The 11,640-nt window shown below is 69.9% G+C and carries 10 protein-coding genes; 7 read left to right on the top strand and 3 right to left on the bottom strand.

Annotated features, from left to right (window positions below):
- The coding region (locus ACFXHB_RS30025) for an integrase core domain-containing protein (RefSeq protein ID WP_380577805.1) at positions 1-589 on the top strand (589 nt) is incomplete at its 5' end.
- Between the two features lie 22 nt (positions 590-611).
- On the opposite strand, the gene ACFXHB_RS30020 is transcribed toward ACFXHB_RS30025, so the two are convergent.
- The 3 genes from ACFXHB_RS30020 to ACFXHB_RS30010 form a co-directional block, all read right to left on the bottom strand.
- Positions 612-1,925 (bottom strand): DUF2786 domain-containing protein, encoded by a 1,314-nt coding sequence (locus tag ACFXHB_RS30020; RefSeq protein ID WP_380577804.1) that lies wholly within the window; start codon positions 1,923-1,925, stop codon positions 612-614.
- A 121-nt stretch (positions 1,926-2,046) separates the two neighbouring features.
- On the bottom strand, positions 2,047-3,693 hold the full coding sequence (locus ACFXHB_RS30015; RefSeq protein WP_380577803.1) for a transporter: 1,647 nt from the start codon (positions 3,691-3,693) through the stop codon (positions 2,047-2,049).
- Positions 3,690-4,496 carry an ABC transporter ATP-binding protein gene (locus tag ACFXHB_RS30010; RefSeq protein WP_380577802.1) on the bottom strand — a complete coding sequence of 269 codons (807 nt, stop codon included), beginning with the start codon at positions 4,494-4,496 and terminating at the stop codon, positions 3,690-3,692. Before ACFXHB_RS30010 ends, ACFXHB_RS30015 begins: the two co-directional genes overlap by 4 nt.
- Before the next feature lie 238 nt (positions 4,497-4,734).
- Here ACFXHB_RS30010 and ACFXHB_RS30005 point away from each other — a divergent pair, with 238 nt between their 5' ends.
- The 6 genes from ACFXHB_RS30005 to ACFXHB_RS29980 all read left to right on the top strand — a co-directional run bounded on the left by ACFXHB_RS30005 (position 4,735) and on the right by ACFXHB_RS29980 (position 11,609).
- Positions 4,735-5,337, top strand: a complete 603-nt coding sequence (locus ACFXHB_RS30005; RefSeq protein WP_380577801.1) for a DUF1707 and DUF4190 domain-containing protein — start codon at positions 4,735-4,737, stop codon at positions 5,335-5,337.
- A 451-nt stretch (positions 5,338-5,788) separates the two neighbouring features.
- On the top strand, positions 5,789-6,160 hold the full coding sequence (rpsL, locus tag ACFXHB_RS30000) for a 30S ribosomal protein S12 (RefSeq protein WP_014144289.1): 372 nt from the start codon (positions 5,789-5,791) through the stop codon (positions 6,158-6,160).
- Positions 6,161-6,162: 2 nt separating this feature from the next.
- A complete protein-coding gene (rpsG, locus tag ACFXHB_RS29995; protein ID WP_148644378.1) occupies positions 6,163-6,633 on the top strand; it encodes a 30S ribosomal protein S7 in 471 nt (156 codons plus the stop codon).
- A 39-nt stretch (positions 6,634-6,672) separates the two neighbouring features.
- Positions 6,673-8,778, top strand: coding sequence for an elongation factor G (gene fusA / locus ACFXHB_RS29990; protein ID WP_380577800.1), 2,106 nt, complete (start codon positions 6,673-6,675; stop codon positions 8,776-8,778).
- A 234-nt stretch (positions 8,779-9,012) separates the two neighbouring features.
- A complete protein-coding gene (tuf, locus tag ACFXHB_RS29985) occupies positions 9,013-10,206 on the top strand; it encodes an elongation factor Tu (protein WP_380577799.1) in 1,194 nt (397 codons plus the stop codon).
- Between the two features lie 209 nt (positions 10,207-10,415).
- Positions 10,416-11,609 (top strand): acyltransferase family protein, encoded by a 1,194-nt coding sequence (locus ACFXHB_RS29980; protein ID WP_380577798.1) that lies wholly within the window; start codon positions 10,416-10,418, stop codon positions 11,607-11,609.
- Positions 11,610-11,640 lie beyond the last annotated feature (31 nt).

Below are 11,640 nucleotides of genomic sequence, written 5' to 3'. Positions count from 1 at the left end.
GCGCCACACCCGCTACGAGAAGCAGCTGCCCGGCAACCGCGTCCAGATCGACGTCAAGTTCATCGAACCGATCGGCGTCCCGACCCCAACCGCGCCCCAGGACCCGGTCCCAGTCACCGGCAAGGCCCCCAAGACCCGACGTCGGGCCAAGTACTACCAGTTCACCGCCATCGACGACTGCACCCGGCTGCGCGTCCTGCGGATCTACCCGCGGTGCGACCAGAAGACAGCCGTCCAGTTCCTGGACTACGTCCTGGAGCGGCTGCCGTTCCGCGTCGAGGTCGTCCAGACCGATAACGGCGCCGAGTTCCAGTCCGCCTTCCACTGGCACGTGCTCGACAAGGGCATCGCCCACACGTACATCAAGCCGGCCTCCCCGCACCTCAACGGCAAGGTCGAACGCTCACACCGCATCGACGCCGAGGAGTTCTACCGCATGCTCGCCGGTGTCGTCACCGACGACACCGGCCTCCTCAACGACAAACTCCGAGAATGGGAGGACTACTACAACTTCCACCGCCCACACGGCGCCCTCGGCGGCCAGACCCCCTACGAACGCCTCAAGCAGAAGACCGAGACCCAGGTGTAACCGAGCTCCGGCAGATGCACACCTAGGGCCGGATCTCCCCGGCCCGGCCGTGCAGCGCGGCCCGGTCGGCGGCCGCCCGGCCCGCCACCCAGCCCTCGCCGTCGCTCACCCGGACCCGCTGCGAGACCAGCTTCGGGAACATCCGCCCGACCTGTTCGTCGACCGCCTCGGTCCGGGCCGCCAGCGCCGGCAGCAGCCGGTCGTCCGGCACCAGCTGCTCCTCGGTGCCGTCCTCGCGCAGGTGCCGGCCGGCCGCCGCGTCGCTGGTGGCCCGCTCGGTCGCGGCGGTCAGCCGCTCACGGATCCGGGCCGCGTACGCGACCAGGAAGGAGTGCCGGAACGCCTTGGTGCGCGAGGCGCCGTCCAGGTGCTGGCGCGAACCGGCCTTGTTCATCGCGTGCGTCGCCTGCACCAGCAGCGAGGTGTACAGCAGCTCCACGCCGTCCAGATCGCCGTCGAAGCCGATGATGGTGCAGAAGCCGAACTCCTTGGCCCAGACCACGCGGCACCGGTTCGCCGCCGCCACCGCGTCCAGCAGCATCGTCTTCGGGACCTCGTAGGGATTGTCGACGCCGATCCGCAGCGCCGCGGGGGCGTCCCGGTCCTCGCCGCCGACCGCCAGCAGCGCCTCGTCGATGCTGTGCTGGGCCATCAGCTGCTGGGCCTTGGCGGTCAGCGCCTCGGCCTCCTCCGGGTACTCGGTGGACTCGGCCTTCGCCAGCAGCGCCCGGATCCGGGACAGCATCCGCGGCTCGCCCGGCACCGGGCCGCGCGCCCGGCGCTCCACCCCGGACGCCTTCCCGCCCTGCCCGGGAGCCGGACCCACCGGGGCGATCGGGGGCAGCCGGCCCCAGCTGCGCAGCAGCTCCAGGACGTTCGTGGCCAGCGCGAACCGGTCCAGCCGGTGCCGGTGGGCGAACGCCGCCAGGTACGCCTCGTCGCCCTCCCACCACACCTCGGTCTCCAGCTCGCGCAACTGCTCCTGCCAGCGCCGGTCCGTCGCGGCCGCCGGGTGGCGCCGGTTCTCGGCGGCGATCAGGTCCACGGCGAGCGCCTGGTGCACCGGCTTCAGCTCCCGCCGCACCACCCGGGCCAGGTCCGCCGGCCGCCAGCCGGCCGACCAGCACCGCCCGACCGCCGTGTCCGCGTACCCGAGCAGTGCCCGGCTCACCGCCGGCCACTGGCCCGGGGAGGCGGCCAGCAGCGAGGCCCCGGTGTCCAGCGCGAGGTCCAGGCCGTCGTCCGGCGCCGTCAGCACCGCCCGCACCGCCTGCTCCAGCAGCGGTCCGGCGCTCCCGTCCGCCCCGGTCCCGCCCTGCTGCCTGCGCTTGCCCACGGTGTCGCCTGCTCTCGTCGTGCCCGTCCCGCGGTCGGGGGGCCTGCGCCCATGATGCCGGAGCGCCCGGTCCCGACGACGGGGACCGGGCGCTCGCGGGGGCGCCCCGAGGGGGCGGCGGTCAGCGTTCGACGGCCTTGGCCAGGATCTCCGGGGTGCGCTCCAGCAGTCGGCCGGCGGCCAGCCGGATGCCGAGGAAGGCGACCAGCGCGCCGTACAGCGGGCCGAGCGGCAGCACCGGCCAGGTCGGACCGTCCGCGAGCAGCGCCCAGCCGAGGTAGCCGGTCACCGGCAGGCTGAGCAGCGCGGCGCCGAACATCGAGCCGAAGCTGTTGAGCATCACCAGCCCGCCCTGGCCGGGGGCGGCGTTGCGCATCGGGCTGTTGTCGGCCGGCATGGTGTACGGCGCCAGCACGCTGAGCACCGCACCGATCGCGATGCCGCAGCCGAGCAGGACGAACGCCAGGCCGACCGCCGGCGCCAGACCGGCCCAGTCGCCGGTGACCGCGGCCAGGAACAGCGCCAGCACCAGGGTGACCGGGATCGCGTAGGAGAGCACCGCGTACGCCCGGCCGCGCAGCTCCTCCCGGGCGTCGGCGGGGCTGAGCAGGGTGGCGGCGACCATCCAGAACGCCGAGCCGTCCATCCCGAACAGGTTGAGCATCTGCAGGCCGAGGAACATCCCGGTGGCGGCCACCAGGTAGACGCTCGACCAGCCCTGGACCACCGAGAGCACGCAGATCACCAGCGTCATCCCGATGCTCGTGAACACGGCGGCCTTGGCCCGCGGCTCCCGCCAGGCGTACCGCAGGTGGCGCTGCATCACCGCGCCGGTTCGGCCCGCGGGCAGGAAGCCCCAGCCGCGCGAGGCCTGCACACCGCGCGCCACCTCCAGGGTGGACGCGTCCGCGGTGACCATCAGCTGCTGGAGGCTGGCGCGCCACCAGCGCAGCAGCAGCGCCAGCAGGGCGGCCGTCGAGGCCAGCTGGAGCAGCGCCAGCGCGTACCGGCCCTCGCCCGCGGTGCGGCCGGCGTCCACCGCGCCGACCGGCGGCACCCAGCGCAGCACCGAGGCGACCGGCTCCAGCGGGCTGAGGTCGAGCCCGTTCTTCCCGGGCTTGCCGAAGACGCTCTGCGAGCCGACGTTGGCGACCTGGATCAGCAGGGCGAAGAGCAGGCCGCCGAAGATCGCGAAGTCCTTGCCGCGCCGGCTGGAGAGCAGCCGGGCGTTGCCCGCCGCGACCGCGCGGGAGAGCGTCACCAGGCTGAGCACCGCCAGCGGGACACCGATCACCGCGGCCACCGCCGAGGCGGCGCCGTCGGCGCCCGACAGCGCCGCGCCGGTCAGCAGCACCAGGGCGACCAGCGGGCCGGGCCCGATCAGCGCGGCCAGCACCGAGCCGCGCAGCAGCGGCCCCGGGCGCAGCGGCAGCATGGTGAGCCGGGTCGGGTCGGCGCTCTCGTCGCTGGAGAACAGGAACAGCGGCAGCGCGGCCCAGCCGATGGTGAGGGCGCCGACCAGCATCACGCCCGCGTCACCGGCGCCGGGGTGCCCGTTCAGCAGGGCCAGCGCGAGCGCGATCAGCGCGGCGAACAGCAGGCCGAGCACCGCGCCGACGACGTAGAGCACCGCCCGCCCCCGGCTGCGCCGCAGGCCGTTGCGGAGCAGCCGGAGCTTGAGCGACACGAGGGTGCGGACGACGACGCGTCCGTCCGGCACGGGGGTGCGGGCGGTGCGGACCCCGGCGTCGGCGGGCGCGGAGCTCACCGTTCGCCCCCGAGCCAGCCGAGGGCCTGGCCGTCGTCCTCGCGGACGCCGATCAGCTCCAGGAACGCCTCGTGCAGACTGCGCCCGCCGCGGACGGTGTCCAGCGGGCCCTGGGCGATCACCCGGCCGGCGTTCACCACGGCGACCCAGTCGCAGAGCTGCTCGACGAGCTCCATCACGTGGCTGGAGAAGATGACGGTGGAGCCGGCCGCGGCATAGCGCTTGAGGACGCCGCGGATGGTCTGGGCGGAGACCGGGTCGACCCCCTCGAAGGGCTCGTCCAGGAAGAGCACGTCGGGGTTGTGCAGCAGCGCGGCGGCCAGGCCGATCTTCTTGCGCATCCCGGTGGAGTAGTCGGCGACCAGCTTGTCGGCGTCACCGGCGAGGTCCAGGACGGCCAGCAGCTCCTCGGCGCGGCGGTCCACCTCGGCGCCGGGCAGGCCGCGCAGCCGGCCGTTGTACTGCAGCAGTTCGCGGCCGCTGAGCCGCTCGAACATCCGCAGGCCCTCGGGCAGGATGCCGATCCGGGCCTTGGCGGTGACCGGGTCGGCCCAGACGTCGGCGCCGTGTACCAGGACGGTGCCCTGGTCGGGCCGGAGCAGGCCGGTGACCATGGACAGCGTGGTGGTCTTGCCGGCGCCGTTCGGACCGACCAGTCCGATGAACGCGCCGGCCGGCAGCTCCAGGCTCAGCCCGGCGACCGCCGCCTGGCTGCCGAAGTGCTTCCAGAGCCCCTGGATGCTGACGGCGGACGGCACGGGGGACGCGGGGACCGGGGACGGCGGCGGCGCTGACGCCTGCATGGCGGCCTTCTCTGCTGGGGGACGGTGAATGTTCAGGCCAGCCTGCCACTGGCCGGGGCGGGCTGTCGTCCCCATGGATGATCTTCGATGGATCTGGGCCGAACGGGTGAGGGCGGGCGGGGGCCCGGCGCGGCGGCGGGCGGGTCCGGGAAACTGGCAACTACTCAGGGCCCCTGTTCGTCCTGCACTATGAAGGCCAGTGAGCGCGCACGGCGCGCCAGGGTGTCGGAGGTGGCGGATGGCCGTTCAACCGTGGGGCGAGCAGGGCCCCGGGTACGGAGGACGGCCGCCCCAGGTACCGGCCAAGCCGTACGCCCAGCCCTACGCCCAGCCGTACCCCCAGCCCGGGCCGATGCCCCAGGCGGCGATGCGGGCGGCGCACACGGACCGGGACCGCACGGTCGACGTGTTGAAGGCCGCCTACGCCGAGGGCCGGCTGTCCGCCGAGGAGTACGGTCAGCGCTTCGACGCGGCGAGCGCCGCGCAGACCTACGGCGAGCTGGCCCGGCTGGTGGCCGATCTGCCCTCGGGCCCGATGGTGGCGCCGATGGCGCCGATGACGGTGGTCGGCCAGCCGGTGCCGCAGACCTTCCTGCCGCCGCCGCCCCCGCCGCGGCGGACCAACGGCGTCGCGGTCACCTCGCTGGTGCTGGGCCTGCTCAGCCTGCCGACCGGCGGGCTGACCGGGCTGCCGGCCGTGATCACCGGCCATGTCGCCCGGCGGCAGGTGGCCGAGCGGAACGAGGAGGGTGACGGCATGGCCATCACCGGCCTCGTCTTCGGCTGGCTGTCGGTGGCCTTCTGGGCGCTGGTCCTCCTGCTCGCGGTCGTCGCCGGCTGACGGCCGCCGCGTCCGGCCTCCGAAGCCGGGCCGCCGGCCCGCGCCGCCCCACTGTCCGAGTGGCGACGGACCGCCGGGTGTGGTAGAGCGGCAGGAGAGCGGTTCGACACCGGGCGGCCGTGCGCGGGACACCCCGGCGACACCCGGCCGACTCCGCGACCTGCGGCGTTGCATTTGTTTTGACCGAGCCCGATGCGCTAGGTACGCTCTGACCTTGTGCCTGGGGTGTCCCCGGGTCCTTGTGCGTGCATGCACACCGGCCGCCGCGCCGAGCCGGAGCGCCTTTCAGGGCTCCGCGCGCTGAGCGCCGTCGCTGTACATCAGCTCATGGGATTCCGTGACGGAACAAGCCCAACACACCCGACCGCGTGGGTCGACCACGGGGTTGTGTGTGATGGAGACACCGCAGGTTAGTTTCACCAAGCCTTGGCACACAGAAAACGGAGAAACGGTGCCTACGATCCAGCAGCTGGTCCGAAAGGGCCGGCAGGACAAGGTCGAGAAGAACAAGACTCCCGCGCTGAAGGGCTCGCCCCAGCGTCGCGGCGTCTGCACGCGTGTGTACACGACCACCCCGAAGAAGCCGAACTCGGCGCTTCGTAAGGTCGCCCGTGTGCGCCTCACCAGCGGGATCGAGGTCACCGCTTACATTCCGGGCGAGGGCCACAACCTGCAGGAGCACTCCATCGTGCTGGTGCGCGGTGGTCGTGTGAAGGACCTTCCTGGTGTCCGCTACAAGATCATCCGCGGTTCGCTCGACACCCAGGGTGTCAAGAACCGCAAGCAGGCTCGCAGCCGCTACGGCGCCAAGAAGGAGAAGTAAGAATGCCTCGTAAGGGCCCCGCCCCGAAGCGCCCGGTCATCATCGACCCGGTTTACGGCTCCCCGGTCGTCACTCAGCTGGTCAACAAGATCCTGCTGCACGGCAAGCGTTCCACCGCCGAGCGGATCGTCTACGGCGCCCTTGAGGGCGTCCGTGAGAAGACCGGCTCGGACCCGGTCGTGGCGCTGAAGCGCGCGCTGGAGAACGTCAAGCCGGCCCTTGAGGTCAAGTCCCGCCGTGTCGGTGGCGCGACCTACCAGGTTCCGGTCGAGGTCCGTCCGGGCCGCGCCAGCACCCTGGCGCTGCGCTGGATGGTCGGTTACTCCCGCGCCCGTCGCGAGAAGACCATGACCGAGCGCCTGATGAACGAGATCCTCGACGCCAGCAACGGCCTGGGCGCTTCCGTGAAGCGTCGCGAGGACACCCACAAGATGGCCGAGTCCAACAAGGCCTTCGCGCACTACCGCTGGTAGTCCCAACCCCGTCACTAGACAGAGAGAGAACGAGCCACCATGGCTGCAACCTCCCTTGACCTCGCCAGGGTCCGCAACATCGGGATCATGGCGCACATCGACGCGGGCAAGACCACCACCACCGAGCGGATCCTGTTCTACACCGGTGTCTCGTACAAGATCGGTGAGGTCCACGATGGCGCTGCCACCATGGACTGGATGGAGCAGGAGCAGGAGCGCGGCATCACGATCACGTCGGCCGCGACGACCTGTCACTGGACGCTCGACGGCGTTGACAACACCATCAACATCATCGACACCCCGGGTCACGTCGACTTCACCGTCGAGGTGGAGCGTTCGCTGCGCGTCCTCGACGGTGCCGTCACGGTGTTCGACGGTGTCGCCGGTGTCGAGCCCCAGTCCGAGACCGTGTGGCGGCAGGCTGACCGCTACGGCGTCCCGCGCATCTGCTTCATCAACAAGCTGGACCGCACGGGCGCGAACTTCTTCTTCTGCGTCGACACCATCGTGGAGCGCCTCGGCGCGACCCCGCTGGTGATGCAGCTCCCGATCGGTGCCGAGGCGGACTTCCAGGGCGTCGTCGACCTGGTCCGCATGAAGGCGCTGGTCTGGACGGCCGAGGCCGCCAAGGGCGAGATGTACGACATCGTCGACATCCCGGCCGATCTGGCCGACCAGGCCGCGGAGTACCGCGAGAAGCTGCTGGACACCGTCTCGAACGTCAGCGACGAGGTGATGGAGCTCGCCATGGAGGGCGAGGCCGTCCCCGAGGAGCTGCTGATCGCCGCGATCCGCAAGGGCACGCTGAACTCGGACTTCACGCCGATCTTCTGCGGTACCGCCTTCAAGAACAAGGGCGTTCAGCCCCTGCTCGACGCGGTCGTGAACTACCTGCCGTCGCCGCTGGACATCGAGTCCATCGAGGGCACCAAGCCCGGCGACGACACGGTCAAGATCTCCCGCAAGGCGTCGGACGAGGAGCCGCTCGCGGCTCTCGCGTTCAAGATCATGTCCGACCCGCACCTGGGCAAGCTCACCTTCGTCCGGATCTACTCCGGGCGCCTTGAGGCCGGCACCGCCGTCCTCAACGCGGTGAAGGGCCGCAAGGAGCGGATCGGCAAGATCTACCGCATGCACGCGAACAAGCGTGAGGAGATCGACTCGGTGGGCGCCGGCGACATCGTCGCCGTCATGGGTCTCAAGCAGACCACCACCGGCGAGACCCTGAGCGACGAGAAGCACCCGGTCATCCTGGAGTCCATGGACTTCCCGGCCCCGGTCATCCGCGTCGCGATCGAGCCGAAGTCCAAGGGCGACCAGGAGCGGCTCGGTACCGCCATCCAGCGGCTGGCCGAGGAGGACCCGTCCTTCCAGGTCAACACCGACGAAGAGACCGGCCAGACCATCATCGCGGGTATGGGCGAGCTGCACCTTGAGGTGCTGGTCGACCGTATGAAGCGTGAGTTCAAGGTCGAGGCCAACGTCGGCAAGCCGCAGGTCGCGTACCGCGAGACGATCCGCAAGGCCGTCGAGCGCATCGACTTCACGCACAAGAAGCAGACCGGTGGCTCCGGCCAGTTCGCGAAGATCCAGATCGCGATCGAGCCGATCGAGTCCGGCGAGGGCTACGAGTTCGTCAACAAGGTCACCGGTGGCCGCGTGCCGAAGGAGTACATCCCTTCGGTCGACGCCGGTTGCCAGGAGGCCATGGAGTTCGGCGTGCTCGCCGGCTACCCGCTGCAGGGTGTCCGCGTGACGCTGCTCGACGGTGCCTCGCACGACGTCGACTCCTCCGAGCTCGCGTTCAAGATCGCCGGCTCGATGGCCTTCAAGGAGGGCGCTCGCAAGGCGTCCCCGGCCCTGCTTGAGCCGATGATGGCCGTCGAGGTCACCACGCCCGAGGACTACATGGGCGATGTGATCGGCGACATCAACTCTCGCCGTGGCCAGATCCGGTCCATGGACGAGCGTTACGGCGCCCGCGTCGTTTCGGCGCTGGTGCCCCTCTCCGAGATGTTCGGCTACGTCGGTGACCTGCGCAGCAAGACCTCTGGTCGCGCGAGCTACTCGATGCAGTTCGACTCGTACGCCGAGGTTCCGCGGAACGTGGCGGACGACATCATCGCCAAGGCCAAGGGCGAGTAAGGACCGGCGCGAGCCGAGTCCCTACCCGAGGCCGCAGGACATCCCGACATACGGGACGATTGCGAACCCTTAGGCTATTAGGAGGCGACCCGGGAGAATCCCACCGGATTCTCCCGGGGCCTCCGCCCCCACCCGCGGGACGGTGGGGGGTGCTCCCGGGCGCCCCGTACCCAACCCGATCAAAGACCAACTGACGTCAGCACGGCGTACAGAACTGTCCTCAGGAGGACTGCAGTGGCGAAGGCGAAGTTCGAGCGGACGAAGCCCCACGTCAACATCGGCACCATCGGTCACATCGACCACGGTAAGACCACTCTTACCGCGGCGATCACCAAGGTGCTGCACGACGCGTACCCGGACATCAACCCCTTCACGCCGTTCGACCAGATCGACAAGGCGCCGGAGGAGCGGCAGCGCGGTATCACCATCTCGATCGCGCACGTCGAGTACCAGACCGAGGCGCGTCACTACGCCCACGTCGACTGCCCGGGTCACGCGGACTACATCAAGAACATGATCACCGGTGCGGCCCAGATGGACGGTGCGATCCTCGTCGTCGCCGCCACCGACGGCCCGATGCCGCAGACCAAGGAGCACGTCCTCCTGGCCCGCCAGGTCGGCGTCCCCTACATCGTCGTCGCCCTGAACAAGGCCGACATGGTGGACGACGAGGAGATCCTGGAGCTCGTCGAGCTCGAGGTCCGTGAGCTCCTCTCCGAGTACGAGTTCCCGGGCGACGACCTGCCGGTCGTCCGCGTCTCCGCGCTGAAGGCGCTGGAGGGCGACAAGGAGTGGGGCGAGAAGCTCCTCGGCCTGATGCACGCGGTCGACGAGTCGATCCCGACCCCGGCCCGTGAGGTCGACCTCCCGTTCCTCATGCCGATCGAGGACGTCTTCACGATCACCGGTCGTGGCACCGTCGTCACCGGTCGTATCGAGCGTGGCATCCTCAAGGTCAACGAGACTGTCGACATCATCGGCATCAAGGAGACCAAGACCACCACCACGGTCACCGGTATCGAGATGTTCCGCAAGCTGCTCGACGAGGGCCAGGCCGGTGAGAACGTCGGTCTGCTCCTCCGTGGCATCAAGCGCGAGGACGTCGAGCGCGGCCAGGTCATCATCAAGCCCGGTTCGGTCACCCCGCACACCGAGTTCGAGGCCCAGTCCTACATCCTGTCGAAGGACGAGGGTGGCCGTCACACCCCGTTCTTCAACAACTACCGCCCGCAGTTCTACTTCCGTACCACGGACGTGACCGGCGTCGTGACCCTCCCCGAGGGCACCGAGATGGTCATGCCGGGCGACAACACCGCCATGACGGTCGTGCTGATCCAGCCGATCGCCATGGAGGAGGGCCTGAAGTTCGCCATCCGTGAGGGTGGCCGCACCGTCGGCGCCGGCCAGGTCACCAAGATCCTCAAGTAATCGAGGCTCTTGACCTGCCTGTGTCACACAGGTGATGTCCGTCGGGCCCCGCACACCTCGGTGTGCGGGGCCCGACGGCGTGTCGGGGTGAGGGCGCGGGGGTGATGTGCGTAGGGGAATCGGGCTGCGGATAGACTGAGCCACCCGCAGCCGTCGCCAGGGCGAGGCTGACCGAGGTTCTCCGCCCCACTCGCTGAAAGCGCTCCGGAATGACCTCTGCCCCCCTTCTCACGAAGCCCTCGCTTCTTCGGCGCCGTTCTGCCACCCGCGCGGACCGCTCGCCGGACGGGCGCGTCAAGCGCCCCCGGCTGTACGCGCTCGACGGGATGCGTCTGTTCGCGGCCCTGAGCGTGCTCTCCTTCCACTGGACGGCCTACGTGGGCATCTCCGGGGTCTGGCAGGGCGTCACGCCGAAGGAGGTGCTGCCGACGGTCAACCGGATGGCGGCCTACGGCTGGCTGGGGGTGGAGCTGTTCTTCGTCATCAGCGGCTTCGTGATCTGCATGAGCTGCTGGGGGAAGCGTCCGGGTGAGTTCTTCGTCTCCCGGGTCGTCCGGCTGTACCCCGGGTACTGGGCGGGCATCGCGCTCACCAGTCTGGTGGTGCTGAACTTCAAGAACTTCGCCCGGTTGGGCGCCGGTGACGGGCTCAACGCCAGCACCATCCTCGGCAACCTGACCATGCTCCAGACCCCGCTCGGGATGCGGCACGTCGACGGCGTCTACTGGACGCTCTGGGTGGAGATGCGGTTCTACCTGCTCTTCGCCATCGTCGTGGCGACCGGCCTCACCTACCGCAAGGTGGTGGCCTTCTGCGGGATCTGGACGATTCTCGCGGTGCTCGCCCCGCAGGCGCAGATACCGCTGCTGACCACGCTCGCGATGCCGAACGAGTCGCCGTTCTTCATCGCCGGTGTCGGCATGTTCCTGATGTACCGCTTCGGTCAGAACCTGCTGCTCTGGGGAATCGTCGGATTCTCCTGGATCCTCGCGCTGACCCGCCTGGGATCCATCCAGGAGGTCTACGTCAACGTGCTCGGCCACCCCCTTTCGTGGAACGTGATGGCCGGTGTGGTGACGGCGGCCTTCGCCCTGGTGCTGGGTGCCGCGCTGGGTCTGTTCGACTGGGTGCAGTGGAAGTGGCTGACGGTCGCCGGCGCGCTGACCTACCCGCTGTACCTGATCCACCAGGAGATCGGCTGGACGCTGATCCACTTCCTGCTGACCAAGGACTTCGGCGTCCGGGCGGCCCTCGGGACGACCCTGGTGACGGTGATGATCGGCGCGTGGCTGATCCACCGCTTGGTCGAGCGGCCGGTGTCGAAGATCCTGAAGAACGCGTTGGACCGTTCGATGGCGACCCTGCGCAAGGTCTCGGACGAATCCGCCCCGGTGAAGCACTGACCACGCATGAGGGTCGCGTGCATACGAGACC

Origin of the sequence: Kitasatospora sp. NPDC059327 (assembly GCF_042752535.1) — a bacterium.
Classification (GTDB): domain Bacteria; phylum Actinomycetota; class Actinomycetes; order Streptomycetales; family Streptomycetaceae; genus Kitasatospora.
Note: the sequence above shows the minus strand (reverse complement) of the source record. Positions and strands in the feature narration are given on the sequence as shown.

Bases quoted from the DNA above. Each gene is read 5' to 3' on its own strand.
- ACFXHB_RS30010 (WP_380577802.1), bottom strand. From the start codon at position 4,496: ATGCAGGCGTCAGCGCCGCCGCCGTCCCCGGTCCCCGCGTCCCCCGTG.
- fusA (WP_380577800.1), top strand. From the start codon at position 6,673: ATGGCTGCAACCTCCCTTGACCTCGCCAGGGTCCGCAACATCGGGATC.
- ACFXHB_RS30005 (WP_380577801.1), top strand. From the start codon at position 4,735: ATGGCCGTTCAACCGTGGGGCGAGCAGGGCCCCGGGTACGGAGGACGG.
- ACFXHB_RS29980 (WP_380577798.1), top strand. From the start codon at position 10,416: ATGACCTCTGCCCCCCTTCTCACGAAGCCCTCGCTTCTTCGGCGCCGT.
- rpsG (WP_148644378.1), top strand. From the start codon at position 6,163: ATGCCTCGTAAGGGCCCCGCCCCGAAGCGCCCGGTCATCATCGACCCG.